This is a genomic window from Pedobacter sp. N23S346, from assembly GCF_048515415.1.
In the GTDB taxonomy this organism is placed as follows: domain Bacteria; phylum Bacteroidota; class Bacteroidia; order Sphingobacteriales; family Sphingobacteriaceae; genus Pedobacter.
Genome location: NZ_JBLYEE010000001.1, coordinates 686,074 through 712,665 on the forward strand (window position 1 = coordinate 686,074; position 26,592 = coordinate 712,665).

Below are 26,592 nucleotides of genomic sequence, written 5' to 3' on the forward strand. Positions count from 1 at the left end.
ACGCTCACTATATTTAACGCAGGCCGGTCGGCAGGCACTGCGATTAAATGTTTAATCAACAAGAAAATGAAAACAACAAAACTATTTCTGGCCGTTATGGCATTTATTGCCGTAAAAAGTTATGCCCAACAAAACGTAGTTGTGGATATGCCATCCGAATCTTATGCCATAAATACGAAAGTTTCAGAAAACATAAATTTAAGCACCATGGTTTCTTTGAAACAAGAAAATAATGCTGCGGAGAAGTCTAAATCGTTCAGTAAAAGCTTCAGTGTTGATGTAAACGACAAAGTAAACCTGAACAATAAATATGGTGCTGTTACGATTAAAACCTGGGATAGAAAAGAGGTGAAGATTGATATAGACATCAAAGCTTACAGCAATTCTGATAATGAAGCGCAAAAAATGATGGATGCGGTTACCATCGATGCCAGTAAAAGTGGCGACCTGATTTCTGTTAGAACCAATATGACGGAGAGAAATGGCCGTTATGGTCACGGCGTTAAAAATGGTGTTACCACCTGGAGACGAGAAGTTAAAATTAACTATGTAGTCTATATGCCTGCAACGATCTCACTTACCGTTTCTCAGCAATATGGTAATGTAGATTTAGGCAATTTTGCTGGTCCAACATCTTTAAAGATACAATATGGCAATTTAGTTGCCGGAAATTTAAATAACAGCAATAACTATGTGAATGTACAATATGGCAAATGCGATATTCAGGAATTAAATGCAGGTGTGGTGAAGCACAGTTATAATGGTCCGGTAAATATTGGCAGTGCAGGTACTTTAGAACTGGATGCTGAATACGTGGGGGTGAATATCAACAGCATTCGCAGATCGGCTGACCTTAAGATACAATACGGTAAAGGTTTAACGGTAGGTACAATTGGGGGTAACATGTTGCTGAATGCAGAATATGCAAAAGTAAACATCAACACGGTGAAAGGTAATGCGGTTGCTAAACAGGCCTATGGAGATTTGAATATTGCATCTTCAGGAAAAATTTCGGTTGATGCCGAGTATTCAAATGTTACCTTGGGTACGGTAAATGGTGATGCGAATATCTTAATGGATTACAATCGTTTGAGCATTAGTGAGATTACTCCAGCATGTAAAAATTTTACTTTCGGGGGTGAATATGTAAGCGTAGGAATAGGCTTCGCTGATCGCTACAATGGTAATTTTAATGTGTCAACTTCATATGCCGGCTTTAAGTTTGGTACAAATGTATCATCCTCACTCACCAGTAAAGACGATGAAGAGAAGAGATATTCTGGCAAAATTGGTAATGGCGGTGCAGGAAACATTAATATAAAAACTTCCTATGGCTCAGTCACCTTTAAATAGCAGCATTAGAGTAAATAATATTATAGTTCGGCCAATTATTGGCCGGACTTTTTTATATTAATCCTATATGAAAATTGCTTACCTTATTTTATTCATCCTGTTTGGATTAAAGGCTAATGCCCAGGATGTACCAGTAAAATGGGCAACCCAGGAGACTTTTTTTGAAGGCTTGATTGGTAAGCCACTGCCAGTTTTTCAAGGGCTAACGGTAGATGAAAAGAAACTCTCCAGTAAGCAATTGAAAAATGAAATTGTGGTCATTAACTTTTGGTTTGAGAACTGCCCGCCTTGTATAGCAGAAATGCCGGAGTTAAACAAGCTGGTTGCGAAATACGGGAAAAGGGGAGTTCGGTTTATCGGGATTACACATGATCCTCCACAAAAAGCAAGACGTTTTCAAAAACGAGTGCCTTATCGCTACCAGGTTATTTCGCTGAGCAGGGAAGAGCTTGCAAAGCTAAATATTAATCATGGTTTTCCATCGAATATTTTGATTGGAAAAGATGGAAGAATACTTTTCGCAATGGCTAATATGTCTTTTTCTGATGAAGAATTCAAGGAAAAATCTCTGATTTTTGAATCGAAACTGGAAGCAGAAATTCAAAATCTTCCTATAGCTGGCCAAAACTAAATGTCCAAAAATATGTTCCATAAACGGTAATGATTTTATTTATCTTCGCCGTATCAGATAAAACTATTATATGGATTTCTTAAGTACTCCAGAAGCCTGGATTTCACTCCTAACCCTAACACTTCTTGAAATTGTTTTAGGCATTGATAACATCGTTTTTATTTCCATTCTTTCAGGTAAATTACCAAAAGATCAACAGAAAAAAGCCCGGCAGTTGGGTTTAGGTCTTGCTATGATTACCAGGGTATTGTTATTACTTTCCCTTAGCTGGATCATGACACTTACTTCGCCGTTATTTAATATCGGAAGCTGGATTGGTATGAATGGTGGAGAATGGTATGAGAAACTGGCAATCTCTGGTCGTGATTTGATTTTGATTATTGGTGGACTGTTCCTGATCTATAAAAGTACGCATGAAATTCATAATAAATTAGAAGGCGAAGAGGATGAAGAAGGAAAAGCAAAGGTACATTCGTTCTGGGCAACTATTGTTCAGATTCTGATATTGGATATCGTTTTTTCATTAGACTCTGTAATAACAGCAGTAGGAATGGCAGAGCACATTGAAATCATGATTGCAGCAGTGGTTATTGCCGTAATTATCATGATGTTTTCAGCTGGCAAAATTAGCGAGTTTGTAAACAATCACCCAACAGTTAAAATGCTGGCACTTTCTTTCTTATTACTTATTGGCGTTTCATTATTAGCAGAAGGCTTAGATCAGCATATTCCAAAAGGCTATGTTTATTTCGCGATGGCATTTTCCGTGTTAGTGGAAATGCTTAATTTGAAAATGAAAAAGAATACCAAAAAGCCAATAGAATTAAGGAATGTGCCAAAAAATTAGATTTTGATCCGTCATCGGATGAATACCTGGCACGTTAGCTATATTCATCCGATGACGGATAGGTAAGGACCTGTAAAAATGTCCTTAACGGTGTTTCGACAAGCTCAACATGACAAATTTTAATATAAAAAATGATGATACAACCTCATTTTGCTTTAACTAAAATCTAAATAATATTTCAGAAAATCAGCGGAAGCAAAAATACAGATATTTCAAATCAGAAGCATGATCAATTGTAGTTAAGCTTCAGCCCTGGCAAAAATTAAAGCACATACTCTTCATTAATCGGTTTTACCGGTTCAGGGATATCTGTCTCTTCCAGCATCTGCAGCAGGTTAATTTCGATTGTTCTGGTGATCTGATTTAAGGGAATCCCTGCAGAGTTGTTTTCGAACGGATCTACCAAACTCATTCCGTTTATTTGAGTAGAAACAAAAACGAAGCCAATTAACCAACCCAAAAAGATAGATGCCGGACCAGCAGATTGGCTAATTACCAATGTGAAAGTGACTACAAAAAGCCAGATAAATACCTTAGTTAAATAAGTGTATGTTGTTGGGAAAATGGTGTTTTTAATCCTTTCGCTCATGCCCATCGAATCAGAAAAGCGAACCAGCATTTCATTAATTTCAAGGAAACGAAAGCCATCAACTTTATTTTCTTTAGAAAGCTTTTGTAACTCTCTGGATTGGATATTCAATATCGCATTATGCTTATTGGTATGTTTTTTAATTTCGACAAGATCTTCTGGTGGTAGATATTTAATGTAAATTTCATCAACAGTTCCACGGAGACTCGCTTTTAATGCATACAGAAATGCAATGTGCCTGAAAATAATGCGTTTGCTGCTTACTTCATCGTCATCTACGTAATTGATTAACGCCCGTGCAAATGAACGGGAATCGTTAACTATTGCTCCCCAGATTTTTCTGGCTTCCCACCATCTATCATAAGCCTGATTATTATTAAAACCAATAAAAAAGGCAATTGCAGTACCTAAAACAGTTGGAATAATTGATGGGATTTCGAAGTGATGGGCAATTAAATATTCGCGTACAAAGTATGCTACGGTGCAGGATGCGATCATAATCAGATCAACATGCCAGGTATTTCTTAAAATTCTACTTAATCTGATGTTTTGTATTAAAAGCATATGTTTGGTTTTCCGTATGAAAGTACGAAACAGAATCCAAAATGTTTACCGGGAAGAATTTAAATCACTATTTAATTTTTTTTAGCACTCAAATGTTTATATTCGAAAACCAAATATTCTGAATGCTATGAGCGAAACGTTACCCAAGAATAACATTTTCAAAGTTATTGGTGCATCTTCATTGGGCACACTAATCGAATGGTACGATTTTTACATTTTTGGCAGTTTAGCTGTAATCATAGGTCACCAACTCTTTCCGGAAGATGCAGGTGCCTCTGCCTTAATTAATACGCTTGCTATTTTTGCTGCGGGCTTTATCGTTCGTCCGTTCGGCGCATTGGTCTTTGGGCGATTGGGTGACTTAATTGGCCGGAAATATACTTTCTTGCTTACCCTCGTATTAATGGGTGGTTCTACTTTTTTAATTGGTTTAATCCCATCTTATAAAAGTATTGGCTATGCGGCACCAATTTTAGTTTTGATATTGAGACTAGTACAAGGTTTGGCACTTGGTGGAGAATACGGAGGAGCAGCAACTTACGTTGCAGAACATGCACCAAAAAATAGGCGGGGATTTTTCACGAGCTGGATTCAAACGACAGCAACATTGGGGTTATTTCTTTCGTTAGGCGTTATCGTAATCACTAAAAATGTTCTGGGTGCAGATACCTTTGCCGATTGGGGATGGCGAATCCCGTTTCTGCTCTCTATTCTTTTGGTAGTAGTTTCGATTTACATCCGCATGAAAATGCATGAATCTCCTATGTTCTCCAAGCTGAAAGCAGAAGGGAATGTTTCGAAAAATCCATTAAAGGAAAGTTTCAATAACAAAGCCAATTTCAAAATGGTTTTACTGGCTTTATTTGGGGCAACAATGGGGCAGGGTGTGATTTGGTACACCGGGCAATTTTATGCGCAATCTTTTCTGGAAAACACTTGCAGGCTAGATTTTAATGATTCAAGGTATATCTTGCTTTGGGGAATTGCCTTTGCAACCCCATTTTTTGTAATTTTTGGTGCCTGGAGTGATCGGGTTGGTCGAAAATGGATTATGTTAGCCGGAATGCTTTTAGGGATCGTTTTCTATAGACCTATTTACCAGGCCTTTTTGGATGATACGGATACCACAAAAATGGATTTAGCAGGAGCGGTATATGCCAAGCCAATCGTAAAACACGAAGCTTTATCGGGCACTCCAGATAGTCTTTATATTTCTACTACTCAGGTGATTTTGAAAAGTGGTGCTTCGTTTAATAAATTTCAGGTAGATACGATTTCACAAAAATCAGGGATTTTATCCGGGAAGGAAGTTATAAAAGATAAGGTTCTGCCTACGCCTTTATTCTGGAAATTTGTTGGTTTAATTTTCTTCCAGATTTTACTGGTTACCATGGTTTATGGTCCGATTGCTGCCTTTCTGGTAGAGCTGTTTCCAACCAAGATCAGGTACACTTCCATGTCGCTACCATACCATATCGGCAATGGTGTATTTGGTGGGCTGGTACCATTTATAGCCACTTTAATTGCCAGTTTTGCAGGCGCTACGCCACTTTCTGGTTTATGGTATCCAATTGGAATTGCAACTCTGAGTTTAATTATCGGAACGATTTATTTATCGAATAAAAAAGACGAAAACATTAGCGATTAATTATGAATGCGTTTAAGAAAATTTTAGGAATAGTTTGGATGGTTCTTGGTCCGTTGTCGATGGCTTTTTTAATTACCCAGGCAATAGATAAAGTAGGATTGGCACACAGCGAAATCGAAAGAACAAATACCATTTTGCAATGGGCAATTATCCTGTTTATATTCTTCCCAATCAGTATTGGCTTAATGATTTTTGGTTTTTATGCCTGGAAGGGTGAATATGATCAGCTAGCAGATCATTCTTCAGATTGATCCACAGATATGGAAATGTTTATATAAACTAAAAACCCCGATACAAAATGTATCGGGGTGGATATATGATGACCTCATAGGTAGAGGGTAATTGCGTATATTATCCTTGTTTTTTAGCTGTGTCTTTCAATGCATCGTTTGCAACGATAACAATTTCTACACGACGGTTTGCCGCACGACCTGCATCAGTTTCGTTATCAGCAATTGGCTCAGAAAAACCTTTACCAATGGTTACTAATCTTGATGATGGAACACCTTGAGAAACGGCATAAGCCTTAACTGCTGCTGCTCTTCTTTCAGATAAACCCATGTTGTAAGTTTCTGTACCTTTACTATCTGTATGACCGATAATTTTAATATCAGTATCAGGATATTGGTTTAATGATGAAGCTAAGCTCTGAACATTTGTTTTTGCTGCATCTTTTAATGCTGTTTTATCGAAATCGAATAAAATACCACTATCAAATTTAACAATGATACCTTCTCCTTCACGAATCACCTCAGCGTTAGGGATAGCTTTTTGAATTTCAGCAGCCTGTCTGTCCATTCTACGACCGATGAAAGCACCAGCAGTACCGCCAATAGCGCCACCGATTAATGCACCAACTGCTGTATTACCCGCTTTTTTTCCAATTAATGCGCCAACTACACCACCAGCTGCAGCACCAATACCTGCACCTTTTTGTGTTTTAGTTAAACTATCACAGCTTTGAAATGCGATTGATCCTACTGCTAATCCTATACTTAGTGTTGCTATTCTTACTTTTGAGATACTCATGATTATTTATATTTAAATTCTATTCCTTCATATTCAAACACGATGCCAAAAAATGAATTGGATAAATTTTATCTGCATTTATATTAATTAATGCCAAAAAGAATAATTTCGTATTCTATTAGAAGCAAAATCAATATTCTACCTTTTCATGTTGTATCATTCTTAGTACAAAAATTATGCAGAGAAGTAGCTTTCCAGTTCCTTTAAGGTGTTCTCGTCTGTTTTAAAATCTTTGATCACTTGTCCTTTTTCAACCAAGATAATTCTGTTGCATACATCGGTCACGTGATTTAAATCATGACTTGAAATAAAAGTGGTCATGCTGCCTGCTTGCGCTTTTAGTAAGTTTTTTAAACGAATCTGTGTTGTTGGATCCAGGTTGGCAAAGGGCTCATCTAGAATTAAGATTTCTGGTTTTTGCATTAATGCGGCGGCGATGCCTACTTTCACCTGGTTACCCTTACTAAAATCGCGAATATACTTTTCGCTATTTAGTATTTCATTATTAAAGAACTCGCCATATTGTGTTAAATAGGCGCTCACATCTGCAATGCTGAGGTTACTTAAACTGCCGATGAATGTGAAATATTCTTCAGGAGTAAGGTAATCAATCAGAAAACCTTCATCTAAAAAAGATGCGGTATAGCTTTTCCAGTTATCGCCCTGCGCAACATTTTCATTTTTGGATAAAATTTCTCCATCAGATGGTCTGATTAAATCCAGTAACATGCGGAAGAAAGTTGTTTTTCCGGCACCGTTATTTCCAACCAATCCAACAGTTTCACCTTGTTCAATCTGAATATTTTCAATGTTTACAACAGTTTTGTCGCCATAAACCTTCTTTAAATTTTTAACTTCTAAAATCATAATTATTCTCTAAAGCCTTCGGCTATTTTATAACGTTGTTGTTCGAATCTTTTTACAATAAAATTTACCCAGAAACCGCGCATCAGGAGCATCACTAATCCAAATAGACCTACAGCTGCCAAGCCCACATAAGGAAGATGGAACAGGTTAAATGCCCAATAGATTAATAAAGGAAGAATTATAAAGGGGAAAATGGAGATCCACTGTGTTGCACCCATGCCTTGCCAGTTAAAACTTGCACTTCGTGATACATCAATTCTTTTATAATTGTAAGTAGCTAAAATTAATACCATCACGGTAGTAAAGCCGATATTATATAAGTAGGCCACCAGATGAAGCAGGAGTAATTTTGCATCAATGAAGCAGTAAAAGCTTGCCGCAATGGTGAGGATAGTAGATGCAATGGTAAAGAGTAGGAATTTGGCCTTGATGAAATCTTTAAAATCAATTTTTTTGCTCAATAAGCCGTCAAAGTGAGCGCTCTGCCAGGCGAACATGAATTGCCCATAACTGATAATCGACATGCCCGTCATAAATACGGCTGCGAATAACATCATTCCAAAGGAATTCGTTTGCAATACTTGTGGTTTGTAAAAAAGAAAACCGTAAGCCAGGATAATGGTTCCCATTAAAACTGTATTTCGTGGGCGTTTATGCCTGATGATTAACTTCAACTCTAATGCTGCAAGTTCGCCAACTCTACCAAAGCGGTTAAAAAATGGATAATCAGTACTCACTTTTTTCTCCTGTTTAGCACTTAATTCTTCCACATAAAGATTCTTGCGTAAAAACGTCGCGTTTATTCTATAGATCAGATAGGTGAGGGGCGGGAATACCAAGGCAAGCAGGGGTTGTTTAGTGATGGCTTTAAATATCACATCAGAACCAGCTATTATGGATATCACTTTAAAATATTCCAGTGCGATAAAAGCTGAAACCACTACCAAACCACCAAGCGTAAACAGGATATTTGAAATCGATTTTCTTTTAATGAACAGAATAAGGTAATTGTTGAAAAGCATTAAGGAAAAAATGCTCACGATATAAGCCAAAATGACTAAAGCACCGTATTGTTTCGATATGGTAATGAAACAAAAAGGAAGAAATAACAGAAATGGCCAAAGGTTGAATGCTGAAAAAAGGGCCTTGATGTTTAAAAAATCTACTATTTTACTTTTTGAGATCTTCAGGTGGAGGTAAGGGATGATGCTCAGGGTTGGCAACTCCTGAAGCTGCAAACGCATAAGAAAATCGAAGGCAAAATAATAAAGAATAATACCATTAAAACTGGTTATTGCATCATGGTCTGGAAAAACTTTAGGGAGAAGCACGGTCATTCCGAAACCCACCATACCGGCAACAACTAAAAAATAAAGCATAAAAAAGCCTAACACAATTTGGGCGGCGATGCTGCCACCACGGTTTCGCGAACGCCAAAAAGATTTCTTTTGATGGCTTAAGAAAGTACTGAGCATATAAGTTTAGGTATTAGGTAATTTAATCTATTAGTAACGCTTCGTTTTAAAATGTTACACTAATAGTTGTATTTATCTTTCCAGTTTTGCCGGAGTTTTTCTCTCAGTTTTTCTTCGGCTGCATTTTTTCCTGGATCATATAGTTTTGTCCCGCTTAACTCATCCGGAAAATATTCCTGCGCTTCGAAATTTCCCTCGTAGCCGTGCGAATATTTGTAATCTTTTCCATAGCCAATATTCTTCATCAGTTTGGTTGGGGCATTGCGAATATGCAGTGGAACAGGCAAATTTCCCGTTTGCTTTACCAAAGCTTGCGCATGATTAATAGCTTCGTAAGAGGCATTGCTTTTTGGTGAACTGGCCAGGTAAGTTACACATTGCGACAAAATAATTCTGGCTTCAGGATAACCAATTACATTTACTGCGGTGAAACAATTGTTAGCCAAAAGTAGCGCATTTGGGTTGGCGTTTCCAATATCTTCTGAGGATAAGATCAGCAATCGCCTGGCAATAAATAAAGGATCTTCTCCTCCCTCAATCATCCTGGCTAACCAATAAACGGCGGCATTCGGGTCGCTACCGCGGATCGATTTTATAAAAGCAGAAATGATGTCGTAATGTTGCTCGCCCGCCTTATCATATAATGCTAAATTTTGCTGCGCATGGGCTAAAACGTTATCGTTAGTGAGGGCGATTATGTCTCCGCCGATGCCATTAATTGCAATTTCAAGTACATTTAAAAGCTTTCTGGCATCTCCACCAGAAAGGCGGATAAGGGCTTCATGTTCCTTAATTTCTATTTTCTTTTGAGCAAGGATGACATCTTTTTTAATCGCAGTATGCAATAAACCAGATAACTCTTCTTCTGTTAAGGATTTTAAAATGTAAACCTGGCACCTGGAAAGTAAAGCGGATATCACCTCAAAAGATGGGTTTTCTGTGGTAGCGCCGATTAACGTTACCAAGCCACGTTCTACAGCACCCAGCAAGCTATCTTGCTGTGATTTGCTAAATCGATGAATCTCATCAATAAATAAAATGGGTAAACCTAAAAAACTATCTTTCAGTGCAGCTGCTTTATCTATCACCTCCCTGATGTCTTTCACACCACTATTGATGGCACTTAAATTAAAAAACGGACGATCCAGCGCCTGAGAAATAATATAGGCCAGTGTGGTTTTTCCAACCCCTGGAGGTCCCCAGAAAATCATCGAAGGCAATTGACTGCTCTCTATCGCCTTGCGTAAAACGGCACCTGTACCTACTAAATGTTTTTGCCCCACATATTCGTCAAGGTTTTGCGGACGCATTCTTTCGGCTAATGGGGCTTGATTTTGCATAATGGTAAATATAGAAAAAATGGTTATTTAGTAATCAGATTATTGCCAACACTTTATTGTAGAAACCAGATTTTAATCCGTCATCAGCATTTAAATTAATCCGCGAAAAGCTTTGTTCTTCTTTAATAATCGAATAGTGAAATAAGTGCGAATTTTACACAAATGACTTATCCTGCTTAATCTTGAAATCCCATCATCCGTTTAATCCTGGCTATTCCTCAATTTTTGAATGATGTTTAGTATCCTTCATCGTGGTATATAAAATTAATGAGATTAAGATACAGCCGGTAACGTACCAATAAAAGTAATTTTCGTGGCCAATGTTTTTAAACCAAAGTGCCAGATATTCTGCTGTTCCTCCAAAAATAGCTACGGTTAGTGCATATGGTAATCCAACACCAAGTGCCCTGATTTCTGCCGGAAAAAGTTCTGCTTTTACTACAGCATTAATACTGGTGTAGCCACTTACAATGATCAGGGCTGCAATCATTAATAAAAAAATTATGGTAGTATTGGTTTCGTTGGCAAGACCTGTTAATATCGGTACGGTAAAAATTGTCCCTAATACACCAAAACCAATTAATAGCGGTTTTCTTCCGATACGATCAGATAATAATCCGAATAGTGGCTGTAAAATAGCAAAGATCAGCAACGAAATAAATGAAAGGGTAGTAGAGGTTTCTTTGCTTAAGTGTACGGTGTTAACCAGGAATTTTTGCATGTATGTGCTGAACGTATAAAATGCGATTGTACCACCCAGTGTTAACCCTACCACTGTAAAAACTTCTTTTGGATATTTCATTAAAACCGCGATGCCGCTTTTCTTCTCTTCAGCATCTTTAGTTTTGAAGGCAGCTGTTTCGTCGATATGCATTCTAAGATAGAGTGCGATAAAAGAAAGAACGGCACCGATAAAAAACGGGATTCTCCAGCCCCATTTGTGTAATTCTTCAGCAGTGAGTAACCAGTTTTGCAGGATCAATTGGATGCCTAATGCTAATAATTGTCCCCCAATTAAGGTAACGTACTGGAAGCTTGAAAAAAAGCCACGACGTTTTTTCGTTGCCATTTCACTTAAATAAGTAGCAGAAGTTCCATATTCGCCACCAGTGCTTAAGCCTTGGATAAGTCTGGCAATAACCAGAAGTATGGGAGCTGCAATGCCAATTTGCTTATAGCCAGGTGTTAATCCGATAATTAAAGAACCTATCGCCATAATCAGCACTGATAGCGTCATAGACTTTTTACGACCCATTTTATCAGCAATACTTCCAAAAAGCCAGCCGCCAATTGGCCGCATTAAGAACCCAACGGCAAAGATTCCGGCAGTGTTTAAAAGCTGTGCGGTAGGATTGCTGTTTGGGAAAAATGCGTCAGAAAAATATAAGGCGAATGCCGAATAAGTATACCAATCGTACCATTCAACCAGGTTTCCCACAGATCCGCCAAAGATCGATTTTAGCCTGTATTTCATGTCAGCACTTTCAGCCGACTGAAGTTCTTTGGAGGTTTTTTTCATGGGCGAATGTGAAGTTTCTTAATTCGAGATTAAACACAAGTCTAACCCTTTTGTTTATTTTGGTATTAATTGTAATATAGTTTGAGAATAACAGATTTGCAAGAAGATACTGAAAATTCAGACATTCAATTATTCACTCATTCAACATTTACTCATTCAAAATTCAATCCTTAAGATATGAAAGATAACTTTTCTACCCAGTCGGCCGAATATGCCATTTACCGTCCAACTTATCCTCAGGAGTTATATGATTTTCTATTTACATTGGTAAATGAAAAAGATGCTGCATGGGATTGTGCAACTGGAAATGGCCAGGTTGCAAGGATCCTGGCTCAGCATTTTCAAAATGTTTATGCCACTGATATTAGTGAGAAACAGCTTAGTCAGGCGCTTAAGTTACCAAATATTTTATACAAGGTTGAATCTTCAGATCGGGCTGATGTTCCAGATGAAAGTTTTGATTTGATTACGGTGGCACAAGCCATTCACTGGTTTAACTTCGAAGCTTTTTATGCTGAAGTTAAGCGTACTTTGAAACCAGATGGGGTTATTGCCGTGATTGGTTACAGCCTGATGCTAATTGATAAAAAGGTAGATAAAATAATCCATAAATTATATGAAGATATTTTAGGTAAGTATTGGGATAGTGAACGCCGATATATAGAAGAAGGATATAAAACCATTCCTTTTCCTTTTGAGGAGGTGAGCGCGCCTCATTTTCAAATCAAGACGACGTGGAATTTCAACCAGATGATTGGTTATTTAAATACTTGGTCTTCTTTGCAGCATTATAAGAAAGCGAATGAAAGAAACCCATTGGAATATCTTTTTACAGAATTGAAGGAAGCCTGGGGGGATGATGCGGAGAAGGAGGTGCGTTTTCCTATTTTATTGCGGGTGGGGAAGTAGGTTTAACCGCAAAGTCGGATAGTTAATTTAACCGCAAAGTAAAGAAGGAACAACGCAAAGAAGCGCAAAGTTGGATGGTTAATTTAACCACAGAACACAAATTTGTACCCATAGCTTTGCGTTTCTTTGCGATAACTTAGCGCACTTTGCGGTTAAAACCCTTATTTCAATAAATCCAAAATCCCCAACATGGTAAGCTTTTTCTGCTCGCCGCTGTGCATATCTTTTAATGTCAATTCGCCGCTGGCAATTTCATCGCCACCAATTAAAATTACATAAGGGATTTTCTTTGCATCGGCGTAGGCCATTTGCTTTTTAAGCTTCGCTGAAGATGGATATAATTCAGCCGAAATGCCGGCGTTTCTGAATTGTTGTAATATGGGTAAAGCATATTTTTCAGCTTCCGCATCGAAGTTGCTGATTAAAACTTTTGTACCGATTTCTGCAGATGCCGGAAAAAGATTTAATTCTTCTAAAACATCATAAATACGATCTGCACCAAAAGAAACACCAACTCCGGTTAAATCTTTTAAGCCAAACATACCTGTTAAATCGTCATAACGGCCACCGCCACCAATGCTGCCCATGGCTACTTCATTGGTTTTTACTTCGAAAATACAACCAGTGTAATAATTTAATCCACGCGCTAAAGTAATATCCAATTCTAGTTTAGCGGTTAGTGGTAAGCCATAAGAAATGAGGCTTTCTACATATGCGAAAACGGTTTCAATTTCAGCAATGCCTTTTAAACCAGTTTCAGAAGTGGCAAGAACTTCTTTTAAGCTTGCTAGTTTTTCTTCGTTGCTTCCTTCTAATAAAATCACCGGACGAAGTTTTTCTAAATCATCTTCCGTGAAGCCTCGTTCTAACAATTCTTTACTCACGCCATCCAAACCAATCTTATCGAGTTTGTCGATGGCAACTGTCATGTCTATAATTAAATCAGGTTTACCTATAATCTCGGCGATGCCTGATAGAATTTTTCTATTATTAATTTTGACAGTGAAATCTTTTAAACCCAATTTAGCCAGCGCTTCATTGTAAATCAGGATAAATTCAGCTTCGTTTAACAAGCTTTCAGAACCGACAACATCGACATCGCACTGATAAAATTCGCGATACCTTCCCTTTTGGGGTCTGTCTGCACGCCACACCGGCTGAACCTGGAAACGCTTAAAAGGTAAAGTAATCTCATGTTGGTGCATCACCACGTAACGGGCGAAGGGTACCGTTAAATCGTAACGAAGTGCTTTTTCGGAAATAAGGGGAATAAGTTTATTGCTGTTCTCTTCTTCAGAGAAATCGAAAGCTTTCTTTTTAGGGTCCTTTAAATATTCTCCACTATTCAAAATTTTGAAAATCAGTTTGTCGCCTTCATCGCCATATTTGCCAGTTAAGGTAGAAAGGTTTTCAAAACTGGGTGTTTGAATTTCTGCGTAGCCGTATTTTTTGAAAACCGTTTTAATGGTATCATAGATAAAATTGCGTTTCACCATTTCTACAGGTGTAAAATCGCGGGTACCTTTTGCTAATGAGGGTTTAATAACTGACATAGCCGCAAAAGTACAAAAATGTGGGGTTTAATTAACCACAGCGGACACCGAAATTTAGTAGTGAACGATTAAGAGATTTATTCTGGTTATAAGTCAAATAAATAGAAAAATCCTTTATAAAATTTTGGACTGCATTTTGTATATTTGATTATGATGATTAAAGAAGAAGAATTATTAAGCCTAAACGATAATGAGAAACTGGCTGTTATTAACCTTTTGCAATCCAGTTTATTTGATCATAGTTATAAAGTTACCACGGCACAACAACATATTGTTGAAGAACGTTTAGAGAAAATTGAAAAAGGAGAAACCAAATTTTTTACATTTTCTGAGTTTCAAAATAAACTTAATCAAAGAAAATATTGATTTATACCTTAGAAATAAGTGAAGATGCGTTAGCTGATGTTATCGAGATTTTAGAGTGGTATGATGAAATTTCGGCTAAACTATCTAAAAGATTTGAATACGACTTAAATGCGAGATTGAAGTACCTAACAGAAGGGCCTGAAAATTTCGAGATTAGATATTCAAAGAAAATAAGAATAGTTCCAATGACTGTTTTTCCGTATGGAATACATTTTTATTTACGAGATGATAAAATTTTTATTGTAGCTGTTTTTCATTACAGCTTAAGTCCAAAACGGTGGAGAAAACGAACAAAATAATTGAAGTGTTTTACCCTTGAAATAGACAAAAGGTTAAATGAAACACTTGCTAAAAAACCGTTCCAAAGTACTTCTGCCTTAATTACCTAAACCTGATGGTAGCGGAAATACTTTTTGTTGCTTTGTCTCGACAGGTTCAACATTACCCTCACAAAAAGATTTGAGCGAATCAGCGGGACCGAACCCAGCCTAAAAATCACTACAGTAGCTTTCCAAAATAATCTGTGTAATCCTTCAATCTATGTAATCATCCCGAAGGAAATCCATTCATCATCCCGCAGGAAAAATCTGTAAAATCATCCCGTAGGAAATAACGAATATAATACCTTGCTTTATAGGCAAAAAACTTAAATTTGCGACAACAAAAATCAAAAATATAATGAGTTTCAGAATAGAACACGATACCATGGGCGAGGTACAGGTACCTGCCGACAAATACTGGGGTGCACAAACCGAACGCTCACGCAATAATTTTAAAATCGGGCCTGAAGGTTCGATGCCTAAAGAAATTATTCATGCTTTTGGCTATTTGAAAAAGGCTGCCGCTTTGGCCAACACAGAACTTGGTGTGCTTACCGCTGAAAAGGCTGAGTTGATTGCGAAAGCTTGCGATGAAATTATTGCTGGTGATTTAGATGATCAGTTTCCTCTGGTAATCTGGCAAACTGGTTCTGGTACACAGAGCAATATGAACGGCAATGAAGTAATTGCAAACCGTGCACACGTAATTAACGGTGGTGCATTGGCTGATGATAAAAAAGTGCTTCACCCGAATGATGATGTGAATAAATCGCAGTCATCTAATGATACTTACCCAACTGCAATGCACATTGCGGCTTATAAACTGACCGTTGAGAATACCATTCCTGGTTTAGAAAAACTGCGTAATGCTTTGGCTCAGAAAGTGGAAAAATTTTCTTCAATTGTTAAAACTGGTCGTACCCACTTTATGGATGCAACCCCATTAACATTGGGACAAGAATTTTCTGGTTATGTACAACAAATCGATAACAGCATCAGGGCAATTAAAAATGCTTTGGTAATGGTTGCAGAATTGGCTTTGGGTGGTACTGCGGTTGGTACAGGTTTAAATACGCCAAAAGGTTATGATGTTTTGGTAGCGAAAAAAATTGCTGATTTAACAGGCTTGCCTTTTGTTACCGCGCCTAACAAATTTGAAGCTTTGGCTGCTCATGATGCTATGGTTGAACTTTCTGGTGCTTTAAAACGTACGGCAGTTGCATTAATGAAGGTTGCGAACGATGTACGTATGTTAAGTTCTGGTCCACGTTGTGGAATTGGAGAAATTGTAATTCCTGATAACGAGCCAGGTTCATCTATTATGCCAGGGAAAGTTAATCCAACACAGCCAGAGGCATTGACAATGGTATGTGCCCAGGTGATTGGTAATGATGTAGCCGTTTCTATAGGTGGCATGTCTGGTCATTTCGAATTGAATGTTTTTAAACCTTTAATCGCGGCGAATGTATTACAATCGGCACGCTTAATTGGTGATGCCTGCGTATCATTCACAGATAAATGTGCAGCTGGAATTACGGCAAACTTACCAGAGATTGAAAAGCATTTACAAAACTCTTTGATGTTGGTAACGGCTTTAAATCCACATGTAGGTTATGAAAATGCTGCTAAAATCGCAAAGAAAGCACATAAAGAAAATAAAACTTTGAAAGCAGCTGCTGTAGAATTAGGCTTATTAACCAACGAACAATTCGATGAGTGGGTTCGTCCGGAAGATATGGTTGGAAGTTTAAAATAACATTTCGGGCCTGAAAGATTTCAAAAAGAGCTTTTAGGCCTGCTTTTAGGTAAAGACTTAAACATAAAAATATGGATGGTTCAATAAGCGGATTTATATTCACCCTGATCAATATCATTTCTCCACTTCTGGTTTTCATCACCTGTTGTTACTATCTGTTTAAACAGGTAAAAGTTGATGCTATCTTACTCTTTATAGGCTCAGGAATAAGCTTGCTGTTAACCTGCTTTTATAGCTTTTTAATGCCATACCTGGCGAGGGTAAATTATCTTCCGGCTACAGAAGTAAGTACCTACTATTCTGTTGCAGGGATCATTGGCTTTTTTGGTGGAATCTGTTTTGTAGTCGGCCTTTTCATCCTAATCAACAACATGGTGAACGCAAATAAACTACTTAATGGGAAATTTTAAACATTTACACCGCATTAAGACCATATTTTACATTATTTTATAAAGAACAATGCCAAAAAACAGTAATGAATTAAAGTCTCTATGTTTGATGTTTTTCATCGCTGCTGTGTTGTATTCTTCCTGCTCCAGGTTGCCAAATATCCAGGGTAAAGGCGAAGAATTTATGCAAGGCGTATGGAATGAAGATTCAGTCGCTTTCAGTCATAAATTAAGTAATTACACCCAACATCATTTTAAAATTTCCTGCGATTCCATTTATATTGATATGGTAACGCATAGCAAAGTAAACTTCTATGAAGATTCTTGTTTCAATAATGGTGTTTGGAAAGAATATGCTAAAGGTGTTTATGCGGTTCGGGGAGATACCTTGTTTGTAGGCGCTACCTTTACACATGCTAACTACAAACAAAAAATATCAGGTTGTTATCGCATCGGCCGATATGATAAAAATTTTCTGATTAAAAAACGATCTGCCGATACCCTGATCCTGGAAAGCTTAAGCGATCAACGGGAAATTAAATTAGCACTTAAAGAAAAAATAACCTGCGTTCAAAAAGAATTATAAAAATGATATTTAAATCCATTAAAAAGAAATTATCAACCGTTGTGGCCATTGGTTTGCTGGCATATTTACCTATTCAGGCGAATGCCTGGGGCATGATTGGCCATCGGGTGGTGGGCGAAATTGCAGATAGCTATTTAAAGGCCAAAACGCGTAAGGCTATTCAGTCTATCTTAGGTTCAGAAAGTTTGGCCATGTCGGCCAATTGGGGCGACTTTATCAAATCAGATTCTACCTATAATTACATGTATAACTGGCATTTTGTAAATCTTCCGGGAGGATTAGACAAGCAGGGCGTTTACAATATTTTAGAAACGGAAAAAGCACCAAACCTTTACAATAAAATAATTGATTTAACAGCCGTTTTAAAAAACGCTGGCAGCACAGCATCAGAAAAGAAGCTGGCTTTAAGAATGCTGGTACACATGGCCGGCGATTTAAGTCAACCGATGCACGTTGCCCATAAAGAAGATTTAGGTGGTAACCGGGTTTCGGTGATGTGGTTTAATGAAAAATCTAACCTGCACCGCGTTTGGGATGAGCAGCTAATTGAATACCAACAGTTAAGTTATACTGAATTTGCGAAGGCAATTAATCATCCATCGGCTGTTCAGCTTTATAACTGGCAAAATACCAGCTTAAAAGACTGTGTTTACGATGCCTATACCATTTGCAGCAAAATTTATGACGGAACGAAACCAGATTCTAAACTTAGTTATCGCTACAATTTTGATTGGTCGGAAACATTGAATCAGCAGTTATTAAAAGGTGGTGTTAGGCTGGCAAAAATGCTTAACGACATTTACGGATAAACTTACCGTTATCAAATTCAAATCCTCCAAAAAATTGGGGGATTTTTCTTTATGTAGCAAATTCATTGTTACTTTCGTTTACCTTACACAAATCTAAAATTTACGATATGAAAAAATTACTATTCATGCTTTTAATCTGCACAGCAGTTGCCTGCACAAAGGATACCAATAAAACACTTATTTCAAAAAAATGGGTAATCGAATCGGTAACGGTTACTCCTGCTATGACAATGGGCGATAAGACAAGTGAAAACTATATTGAGCTATCCGGGCCAGAGAGTTGCGTAGCCAACTTAACCCTTTCATTTGCTGAAGATAGTACCTATGTGGCCGGGGCTAATGGAGCGCTTTGCGACATGATGGCTGATGCCAGTGTAAAAACCTGGAAAAGAGATGGCGACAAGATTGTTTTGTCTGCTTCTCCTGCAGCTCCATTATCCTTCGACGGTAAAAAATTGACACAGATCACCACAACTCAACAAAACGGAACAACTTATACCTTTGTCTACATTTATAAATCTAAATAATTTTGAAAATTCTAATGGTTTGTCTCGGTAATATTTGCCGCTCGCCACTAGCAGAAGGCATTATGCGCCACCTGGTAGAAAAGCAAAACTTAAATTGGGAAATTGCATCCGCAGGAACAGGGAACTGGCACATCGGTCAGGCTCCAGACCATAGAAGTATTGCTGCGGCTCAACATGCTGGCTATGATATCAGCAAACAAAGGGCACAACAATTCTCCCCTGCGATGTTTTCAAAATATGATCTAATCCTGGTAATGGATCAGAAGAACTTAAACGATGTAAAGAATCTGGCAAAAACAGCAGAAGAGCATCATAAAGTTAAACTTTTCTTGGCAAATGATGAATTGGTAGATCCTTATTGGGATAACGCCTTGTTTGCTCCAGTTTGTAAACAAGTAGAAGATCGATGTAAAGAAATTATCAAAGAACTTTCTTAAATTTAATGCTCAACATCTTTTAAACTGCTAACCAAATTCTTCAGATGAAAAAAATATTTATGATGGTGATTGCCCTAATCATCCTGCAACATTCTGCATTTGCTAAAAGTGCTCCCAGCATCCTGGTCTTCTCTAAAACAAAAGGCTATCGCCATGCATCCATCGAAGAAGGCAAAAAAGCAATTATCGAACTGGGTCACTTAAACCATTATACCGTAGATACTACCGAAAATGCAGCGCTGTTTACGGAGAGTAACCTAAAAAAGTACGCTGCTGTTATCTTTTTGAGCACTACAGGTGATGTATTGAATGATGCACAGCAATCGGCATTTGAACGCTACATTCAGGCTGGCGGAGGTTTTGTTGGCATCCACGCCGCAGCAGATACCGAATATGATTGGTCCTGGTATGGAAAATTAGTCGGTGCTTATTTTATCAGTCACCCTAAGGTACAAGAGGCAAAATTCATCATCAAAGATAAAAACCACCCCTCCACAAAATTTTTAACAGATTCGGTATGGATGCATACAGATGAGCTTTATAATTTTAAAGACATTAATCCAGCTATCAAAGTGTTAATTACGATTGATGAAACATCTTATGAGGGAGGTAAAAATGGCAACTATCATCCATTCAGCTGGTATCATGATTTCGACGGCGGCCGGGCGTTCTACACCTCAATGGGCCATCCTAAAGAATGTTGGACTGACGAAAAATTTCTAAAGCATTTAAATGGAGGATTAGCATATGCTATTGGAAAAAATAAAAAACTAAATTACCAGAAGGCAAACACGAAACTTTTATGAAACCCTTAAATGTTATTGTGGTCAATTTTGCAGTGATTTTTATGCCAAAGAATCCCTTTTCGCATTAACAAGATAGATATAGTTTAACATGCAAAAGCTGGCTAATGCGCCAAAGGTATGCCATAGGAAATGTGTACCTACAGCTAAGATTCCCCATTTATCTGCAATCCGGAAAGTGAGTGCAAAGATGAATGCCAGTAGTGCGAAACCTACCCATTTACCATTTTTCCAATCTGTTTTAAGTAGATAACCAAATACCGGAAAAAGAACAATGGCAGCCATTATTGCATAATTAATGTTGATGAAGATTTGGAAATCTCCATCGGCAAATAGCCTTCTTATATAAAATTGAAAGATGGCATAAACGCCTATAATTAAGGCGGCATAATACCATTTAGTTAGTTTGGCTAAGAAATATACTCCTGCCGAGAGGCAAAGAAACATAATGGGCATCCAGTCCATCATAATAAAAATCGGCCATCGCCGCAAGCCATGATAGGTTGTTCCGCCGATCCCGCCAATGTAAAGCAATACCAAAGCAAGGCTTAAAAAAGTATGTTGTTTAAAATTGCCCCAAACTTTAAATGTCCAATACACGGCAATTGCCAGAAAAAAACAACTTGTTATGGTATTCAGAGGTTCAGGGAAAAGGTGCTCCAGATTGGTTTCCATATAAATACTTCCCCCGTCTGGTGGATTTTGAATAAATGCGTTCATAAATTTTCAAATATGATGAATTTAGTTTCTGCAATCTGCATTTATAAAAATGGATTTTTCAATTTCAGGTTAATTTTCTAGGTAAAATAATTGCGACCATAGGTTTACGAAAGCTTAATATGGAGTGAAGAATGTTGGTGTATTACATCATCATATTTATGGGTAGCGCTTTTGGGAATGAACAAATAATAAAAATTACAAACTATTCAACATAGATCATGTTCAAATAGTACATCAAAACTTATTAAACATGAATACTACAACATTAACAACAGAAGTATTGAACGATCTGGTTCAAATTAATAATGACCGTATTGCTGGTTATGAAAAGGCACGTGCTGAATTAAAAGATGAAGACGCAGATTTGAAATCTTTATTTCTGAATATGATTTCAGAAAGTCAAAAATATAAAATGGCTTTAGGAACTGAAATTTCTGCTTTGGGTGATGATATTGATACAGGTACTACAAATTCAGGAAAAATCTACAGAGCATGGATGGATGTAAAAGCATTATTTACTGGTCATGATAGAAAAACTGTTTTAAATAATTGCGAGGGCGGAGAAGATGCTGCCCAGAATGCTTATAAAATGGCATTAGAAGTAGAAGATCTGCCAGCACATATTAGAACGCTGATTTCAGATCAAAAGGCTTCATTAAGAACTTCACATGATGAGGTTAAAAGATTACGTGATAGCCAGGCATAGGATCCTTCAGTAAAAGAAAAAACCTCCTGGTATTTAATCAGGAGGTTTTTTTGTTTTTAAGATTCCAATTCCCGATCCAGGTGTTCAGTTACACGCTGAATGGTATTGTCAATTGTGTTACTTAAAATGGTCAGGTAAGACCCTTTTTGAGCTGTTTCAATTGCAATTTGTAAACATTCGGTACTCTTATTATTGATAATAATTTCTTTATTCGGATCAACTTCTTTAATCCCCTGGATTAATAAATCTATCAATTGATCCTGTTTACGACCACGCAGGTATTTTTCCTGACAAATATAAATCTTATCGAACATTTGAGCAGATATGCGCGCCGTTTCAATAATGTCTTCATCACGTCTATCGCCAGTTCCCGAAATTATACCTACATGCTCTGTCGCTTCTACACTTTGTAAATATGCTTTTACGCCATTAAATCCATCAGGATTATGCGCAAAATCTACCAGCACCTTGAAGTCTTTAAATCTGAACACGTTCATCCTGCCTGGTGTGTGTGCTGCCGATGGAATGAAAGTTTCTAAAGCCAAACGAATATCTTCCGGCTTATAGCCCCACAGATAAGTAGCTAAAGTTGCAGCCAAAACGTTTTGGATCATAAAGTTAACCGCACCACCAAAAGTTAATGGAATGTGCGTTGCTTTATCAACCCTTAACTTCCAATCGCCTGTTTTAATGGTGATGTAGCCGTTCTCGTAAATCGCTGCAATACCGCCCTTTCTACAATGCTCTTTAATTACCGGATTATTTTCATCCATACTAAAATAAGCTACATTACAGCGTGCATCTCTTGCAATTTTCACACAATAGCCATTGTCGGCATTTAAAACTGCCCATCCTTTACGGCGAACTGCTCCAATTACAACCGCTTTTACGCGGGTTAAGTCATCAAGGTTATGAATGTCTGAGATCCCCAAATGATCTTCCTGAATGTTGGTTACTACGCCAATGTCACAGGCATTGAAGCCTAAACCAGCCCTTAAAATTCCACCACGGGCAGTTTCTAAAACAGCAAATTCTACAGTTGGGTCTTTTAAAATAAATTCAGCACTTACCGGTCCGGTGGTATCGCCTTTCATTAACATGGTGTTGTGAACATACACACCATCACTGGTAGTATAACCTACACGCTTACCATTACTACGGATAATATGTGCAATTAGACGTGTGGTCGTGGTTTTTCCATTGGTTCCTGTTACCGCTATAATGGGAATAGAAGATAGCCTGTTTTGTGGATAAAGCATGTCTACCACAGAAGCTGCTACGTTTCTAGGCAAGCCTTCACTTGGCGCCAGGTGCATTCTAAAACCTGGAGCAGCATTAACTTCCAGTACTACACCACCATTTTCAGTCAGTGGTTGCGTAAGGTTTTGTGCCATGATATCAATTCCGCAGATATCTAAACCAATCACCCTGGAAATTCGCTCGCAAATAAATATATTTTGTGGGTGAACAATATCAGTTACGTCGATAGAAGTTCCACCAGTGCTTAAATTAGCAGTAGATTTTAAATAAACAATCTCCCCTTTTTGAGGGATCGTTTCTAAAGTATATTCCTTTTTGGCCAGTAAATCTAAGGTATCACGATCTACAGCAATTTCGGTTAATACATTCTCATGCCCGTAACCACGACGTGGATCTTCATTTTCTTTATCAATTAGCTCCTGAATGGTGTGAATACCATTTCCAAGTACGTGTGCCGGATCGCGTTGCGCAGCGGCAACCACTTTATGATCGATAACTAAAACACGGAAGTCGAAGCCGGTGATGAATTTTTCGATAATCACCTTGCGGGAATAGGTTTTCGCATATTCGAAGGCTTCCCTTGCCACTTCCATCGTTTTTACATTGATGGTTGCGCCTTTGCCATGATTGCCATCCAATGGTTTAAATACCAAAGGAAAGCCAACTTTATTCACCGATGCTTCCAGGTCTTCCGGATTTGAAATGGTTACGCCTGATGCTACCGGAATGGCCGCTTCAGTTAATAAGCGTTTGGTTTCTTCTTTATTACTTGCAATATCTACTGCGATGCTGCTGGTCTTTTCAGTCATGGTTGCCCTGAAGCGAACCTGATTTTTACCGTAGCCCAATTGTACCAGTGAACTTTTGTTTAACCTGATCCATGGAATGTTTCTGCTCACGGCTTCCTGAACAATTGATCCCGTACTCGGACCAAGCGCTTCCAGTTCACGAATTTCTTTCATTCGGCGAATGTCATGTTCCAGATCATATTCTTCACCATCTATAAGTGCCTGGGCAATCTTTACAGCCGCTTCAGCCGCGTAAACACCTACTTTTTCTTCCAGGTAGCTAAATACTACATTGTAAATACCCTCTGTTTTAGTTTGACGTGTTCTGCCGAAACCAGTTTCCATTCCAGCAATGGTCTGGATTTCTAAAGCAATATGCTCAATAACGTGTCCCATCCAGGTACCTTCTTTCACGCGTGAGAAAAAGCCACCTTCAACGCCTTTAGAGCAGCGATGAGTAAACATACTTGGAAGTAATTTTTCTATTCGCTCACTAAAGCCTTCAATTACATTGGTTGGTCTTTGCTCCAGTTCCTCTAAATCCAATCTCATTTGGATAAGTTTCTTGCGGTTTATCGACCATATATTTGGCCCTCTTAATACTTGTATGTTATATATTTTCATGTAATGGTTTGTCTTTTTTTATAAAAAATCCAGCGTTTTAAGATGGCTTTTTGCCAATTTTGCAGTGCTGAAATTGGTGATTGTAAATTATACATTTATTTTGAAAACTAACACTTCAAATAGCTAAATGAATTTCTGGCGCTATTTGTTTCGTTTACAGGCATAACTTTAACTGAAAATGTCCTCGATTATTTTAACTATTGTTAATAATTGCATAATTATTGACAAAAAAAGTCGTGTTTTTTATCTTAAGCTGATATATTTGGGTTTTTTGACAGAATACTAATACACACAAAATGGTTCCGAAGGGCAAACTCATCATTATTGGAGGCGCAATAAATACAGGCAGCTTCGCTGAAACGCAATTTGGATTGCCTGAAAACATGAATTTTTTCGAAAGAGGTATTTTAAAACGAATCACTACAGAATCGGTTAAAGATATTGAATCACGTTTCGAAATCATTACTACGGCTTCTTTAATGCCTGAGAAAGTTGGTGAAGAATATATCAAAGCTTATGCGCAGTTAGATGTTCATAATGTTGGCGTATTAAATGTTACCAATCGCGAAGAAGCTAATTCAGAAGAGAATTACGAAAGAATTAAAGCTGCTGAAGTCATTATTTTTACCGGTGGTGATCAGTTAAGGCTATCATCAATTTTCGGCGGAACAAAAATTCATCAGATTCTGATTGAAAAGTATAAGACGGAGCCGGTGGTTATTGCAGGTACCTCAGCAGGAGCAGCAGCAAGTTCTAAAAATATGATTTACCAGGGCAGTAGTAAGGATGCCTTGCTCAAAGGTGAAGTGAAAATTACCGGCGGACTCGGCTTTATCGATGATGTTATTGTAGATACACACTTTGTTCAACGTGGACGGATAGGGAGACTACTTTATGCCGCTGCAAGTAATCCTGGAATTTTAGGAATCGGCTTAGGTGAAGATACCGGTTTATTTATCTCAGACGGACATATTATGGAAGCCATTGGCTCTGGCATGGTGATCCTGGTTGATGGGCGTCAGATGGCAGATACAAACCTTACGGATGTAGAAATGGGGCAGCCTGTATCTATAAAAAATATGGTAGTACACGTGATGTGCGATGGAGATGTTTATGATTTAACAGATCATAGTTTAGTAATCCATCACCCTAAGGTTGTTCCAATAGCTTAAAGACAGTTTTCAGTTAACAATTTACAGTTTACAGATTACGCTAACAGTTTTTAGTTTACAGTTAACCATTACAAACTAGCCTTGATATTCAAGTCTTGATACCTGCTACTCACATCTTGCTACTTGATACTCCCTACTTTCTACTCAATACTAAAAACATGAAAATAATCATACACGGTGGCTTTTTCAGTGAGTCATCAACCAATCAGGAAACTAAAAAGGCCAAACAAGATGCATTAGCAGAAATTGTAAAGCTTGGTTATGCCTATTTGGAAACACATTCTGCGGTAGAAACGGTTGTGTATACTGTTGCTTTGCTAGAGGATAATGAACTGTTTAACGCCGGGATTGGTTCACAAATTCAAAGTGATGGAAAAGTGAGGTTAAGTGCATCACTGATGGATGGGAAAACAGAAAGGTTTAGTGGTGTAATCAATGTAGAGGATGTCAAAAATCCAATAGAAATTGCTCAACATTTATTACCATACGATGATCGGGTACTTAGTGGAGATGGTGCGCAGAACTTTGCCCGTAAAAATAATTTTGAATATTTCAATCCCATCACCGTTCAACGTCAAAATGAATATGAAGCAAAATTAAATCAACAAAACAATCTAGGAACAGTTGGATGTGTTGCTTTAGATGCTGACGGGAATATTGCTACAGGAACCTCTACTGGAGGTAAGGGCTTTGAAATTCCTTGTCGTGTGAGCGACTCGGCAACTGTTGCTGGCAACTATGCCAACCAGTTTGCCGGGATTTCCTGTACGGGAGTAGGTGAAGATATTGTGAGTGGTTCATTAGCCTCCAAAATCGTAACCCGGGTTACCGACGGATTCTCATTGAAAGATGCCTGTGATAAATCTTTCACAGAGTTGAAGGCCTTCGATGGTTTCGCAGGTGTAATCGGAATCTCCAATCAAGGCGAGCTCTACCATTGCGATTCTCATCCGTACATGGTTTGGGCTTCATTTGATGTTAATTTACAGGTATTTAGCTAAAGTT

At 37.9% G+C, this 26,592-nt stretch carries 26 protein-coding genes; 17 read left to right on the forward strand and 9 right to left on the reverse strand.

Features of this window, described 5'->3' with window-relative positions:
• Positions 1-66 precede the first annotated feature (66 nt).
• The 3 genes from ACN1CD_RS02940 (at position 67) to ACN1CD_RS02950 (ending at position 2,831) form a co-directional block, all read left to right on the forward strand.
• Entirely contained in the window at positions 67-1,353 is a 1,287-nt protein-coding gene (locus tag ACN1CD_RS02940) for a hypothetical protein (protein ID WP_419128750.1), read from the forward strand.
• 67 nt (positions 1,354-1,420) lie between these two features.
• The gene (locus ACN1CD_RS02945; protein WP_419128751.1) at positions 1,421-1,984 is read left to right on the forward strand and encodes a TlpA family protein disulfide reductase; all 564 of its coding nucleotides are present in this window, start codon (positions 1,421-1,423) and stop codon (positions 1,982-1,984) included.
• A gap of 70 nt (positions 1,985-2,054) precedes the next feature.
• Positions 2,055-2,831, forward strand: coding sequence for a TerC family protein (locus ACN1CD_RS02950; protein ID WP_419128752.1), 777 nt, complete (start codon positions 2,055-2,057; stop codon positions 2,829-2,831).
• A gap of 262 nt (positions 2,832-3,093) precedes the next feature.
• Here the strand turns inward: ACN1CD_RS02950 and ACN1CD_RS02955 are convergent, their stop codons facing one another.
• The gene (locus tag ACN1CD_RS02955; protein ID WP_419128753.1) at positions 3,094-3,984 is read right to left on the reverse strand and encodes a bestrophin family protein; all 891 of its coding nucleotides are present in this window, start codon (positions 3,982-3,984) and stop codon (positions 3,094-3,096) included.
• A gap of 127 nt (positions 3,985-4,111) precedes the next feature.
• On the opposite strand from ACN1CD_RS02955, the gene ACN1CD_RS02960 reads away from it, so the two are divergent.
• Positions 4,112-5,632: an MFS transporter gene (locus ACN1CD_RS02960; RefSeq protein WP_419128754.1), complete on the forward strand. Its 1,521-nt coding sequence runs from the start codon at positions 4,112-4,114 to the stop codon at positions 5,630-5,632.
• Positions 5,633-5,634: 2 nt separating this feature from the next.
• On the forward strand, positions 5,635-5,883 hold the full coding sequence (locus ACN1CD_RS02965; protein WP_419128755.1) for a DUF6814 family protein: 249 nt from the start codon (positions 5,635-5,637) through the stop codon (positions 5,881-5,883).
• A 100-nt stretch (positions 5,884-5,983) separates the two neighbouring features.
• Here the strand turns inward: ACN1CD_RS02965 and ACN1CD_RS02970 are convergent, their stop codons facing one another.
• The 5 genes from ACN1CD_RS02970 to ACN1CD_RS02990 all read right to left on the reverse strand — a co-directional run bounded on the left by ACN1CD_RS02970 (position 5,984) and on the right by ACN1CD_RS02990 (position 11,862).
• Positions 5,984-6,661: an OmpA family protein gene (locus ACN1CD_RS02970; RefSeq protein WP_419128756.1), complete on the reverse strand. Its 678-nt coding sequence runs from the start codon at positions 6,659-6,661 to the stop codon at positions 5,984-5,986.
• Between the two features lie 174 nt (positions 6,662-6,835).
• Positions 6,836-7,528, reverse strand: coding sequence for an ABC transporter ATP-binding protein (locus tag ACN1CD_RS02975; RefSeq protein WP_419128757.1), 693 nt, complete (start codon positions 7,526-7,528; stop codon positions 6,836-6,838).
• Between the two features lie 2 nt (positions 7,529-7,530).
• Complete coding sequence (locus tag ACN1CD_RS02980) at positions 7,531-9,003, reverse strand: DUF5687 family protein (protein ID WP_419128758.1); 1,473 nt, start codon at positions 9,001-9,003, stop codon at positions 7,531-7,533.
• 59 nt (positions 9,004-9,062) lie between these two features.
• Positions 9,063-10,343 (reverse strand): replication-associated recombination protein A, encoded by a 1,281-nt coding sequence (locus ACN1CD_RS02985; RefSeq protein ID WP_419128759.1) that lies wholly within the window; start codon positions 10,341-10,343, stop codon positions 9,063-9,065.
• A gap of 211 nt (positions 10,344-10,554) precedes the next feature.
• Positions 10,555-11,862, reverse strand: coding sequence for an MFS transporter (locus ACN1CD_RS02990; protein WP_419128760.1), 1,308 nt, complete (start codon positions 11,860-11,862; stop codon positions 10,555-10,557).
• Positions 11,863-12,039: 177 nt separating this feature from the next.
• Here ACN1CD_RS02990 and ACN1CD_RS02995 point away from each other — a divergent pair, with 177 nt between their 5' ends.
• Positions 12,040-12,771, forward strand: coding sequence for a class I SAM-dependent methyltransferase (locus ACN1CD_RS02995; RefSeq protein WP_419128761.1), 732 nt, complete (start codon positions 12,040-12,042; stop codon positions 12,769-12,771).
• Positions 12,772-12,932: 161 nt separating this feature from the next.
• Here the strand turns inward: ACN1CD_RS02995 and hisS are convergent, their stop codons facing one another.
• The gene (hisS, locus tag ACN1CD_RS03000) at positions 12,933-14,324 is read right to left on the reverse strand and encodes a histidine--tRNA ligase (protein ID WP_419128762.1); all 1,392 of its coding nucleotides are present in this window, start codon (positions 14,322-14,324) and stop codon (positions 12,933-12,935) included.
• Between the two features lie 150 nt (positions 14,325-14,474).
• Here hisS and ACN1CD_RS03005 point away from each other — a divergent pair, with 150 nt between their 5' ends.
• The 8 genes from ACN1CD_RS03005 to ACN1CD_RS03040 all read left to right on the forward strand — a co-directional run bounded on the left by ACN1CD_RS03005 (position 14,475) and on the right by ACN1CD_RS03040 (position 20,320).
• Complete coding sequence (locus ACN1CD_RS03005) at positions 14,475-14,690, forward strand: addiction module protein (RefSeq protein WP_419128763.1); 216 nt, start codon at positions 14,475-14,477, stop codon at positions 14,688-14,690.
• A gap of 678 nt (positions 14,691-15,368) precedes the next feature.
• Positions 15,369-16,766, forward strand: coding sequence for a class II fumarate hydratase (gene fumC, locus ACN1CD_RS03010; protein WP_419128764.1), 1,398 nt, complete (start codon positions 15,369-15,371; stop codon positions 16,764-16,766).
• A gap of 71 nt (positions 16,767-16,837) precedes the next feature.
• The gene (locus tag ACN1CD_RS03015; protein WP_419128765.1) at positions 16,838-17,176 is read left to right on the forward strand and encodes a hypothetical protein; all 339 of its coding nucleotides are present in this window, start codon (positions 16,838-16,840) and stop codon (positions 17,174-17,176) included.
• A gap of 49 nt (positions 17,177-17,225) precedes the next feature.
• On the forward strand, positions 17,226-17,741 hold the full coding sequence (locus ACN1CD_RS03020) for a fumarate hydratase (protein ID WP_419128766.1): 516 nt from the start codon (positions 17,226-17,228) through the stop codon (positions 17,739-17,741).
• 2 nt (positions 17,742-17,743) lie between these two features.
• Positions 17,744-18,550 carry a S1/P1 nuclease gene (locus ACN1CD_RS03025; RefSeq protein ID WP_419128767.1) on the forward strand — a complete coding sequence of 269 codons (807 nt, stop codon included), beginning with the start codon at positions 17,744-17,746 and terminating at the stop codon, positions 18,548-18,550.
• A gap of 107 nt (positions 18,551-18,657) precedes the next feature.
• Positions 18,658-19,077, forward strand: coding sequence for a hypothetical protein (locus tag ACN1CD_RS03030; protein WP_419128768.1), 420 nt, complete (start codon positions 18,658-18,660; stop codon positions 19,075-19,077).
• 14 nt (positions 19,078-19,091) lie between these two features.
• Positions 19,092-19,514 (forward strand): low molecular weight protein-tyrosine-phosphatase, encoded by a 423-nt coding sequence (locus ACN1CD_RS03035; protein WP_419128770.1) that lies wholly within the window; start codon positions 19,092-19,094, stop codon positions 19,512-19,514.
• Between the two features lie 44 nt (positions 19,515-19,558).
• Positions 19,559-20,320 (forward strand): ThuA domain-containing protein, encoded by a 762-nt coding sequence (locus tag ACN1CD_RS03040; protein WP_419128771.1) that lies wholly within the window; start codon positions 19,559-19,561, stop codon positions 20,318-20,320.
• Between the two features lie 39 nt (positions 20,321-20,359).
• On the opposite strand, the gene ACN1CD_RS03045 is transcribed toward ACN1CD_RS03040, so the two are convergent.
• Positions 20,360-21,037 carry a hypothetical protein gene (locus ACN1CD_RS03045; protein WP_419128772.1) on the reverse strand — a complete coding sequence of 226 codons (678 nt, stop codon included), beginning with the start codon at positions 21,035-21,037 and terminating at the stop codon, positions 20,360-20,362.
• Between the two features lie 250 nt (positions 21,038-21,287).
• Here ACN1CD_RS03045 and ACN1CD_RS03050 point away from each other — a divergent pair, with 250 nt between their 5' ends.
• Positions 21,288-21,743, forward strand: coding sequence for a ferritin-like domain-containing protein (locus tag ACN1CD_RS03050; RefSeq protein ID WP_419128773.1), 456 nt, complete (start codon positions 21,288-21,290; stop codon positions 21,741-21,743).
• A gap of 56 nt (positions 21,744-21,799) precedes the next feature.
• On the opposite strand, the gene cphA is transcribed toward ACN1CD_RS03050, so the two are convergent.
• The gene (gene cphA, locus ACN1CD_RS03055) at positions 21,800-24,415 is read right to left on the reverse strand and encodes a cyanophycin synthetase (protein WP_419128774.1); all 2,616 of its coding nucleotides are present in this window, start codon (positions 24,413-24,415) and stop codon (positions 21,800-21,802) included.
• A gap of 296 nt (positions 24,416-24,711) precedes the next feature.
• Between cphA and ACN1CD_RS03060 the strand changes: the two genes are divergently transcribed.
• The gene (locus ACN1CD_RS03060) at positions 24,712-25,587 is read left to right on the forward strand and encodes a cyanophycinase (protein ID WP_320462591.1); all 876 of its coding nucleotides are present in this window, start codon (positions 24,712-24,714) and stop codon (positions 25,585-25,587) included.
• Positions 25,588-25,745: 158 nt separating this feature from the next.
• A complete protein-coding gene (locus ACN1CD_RS03065) occupies positions 25,746-26,588 on the forward strand; it encodes an isoaspartyl peptidase/L-asparaginase (protein ID WP_419128775.1) in 843 nt (280 codons plus the stop codon).
• Positions 26,589-26,592: the final 4 nt, after the last annotated feature.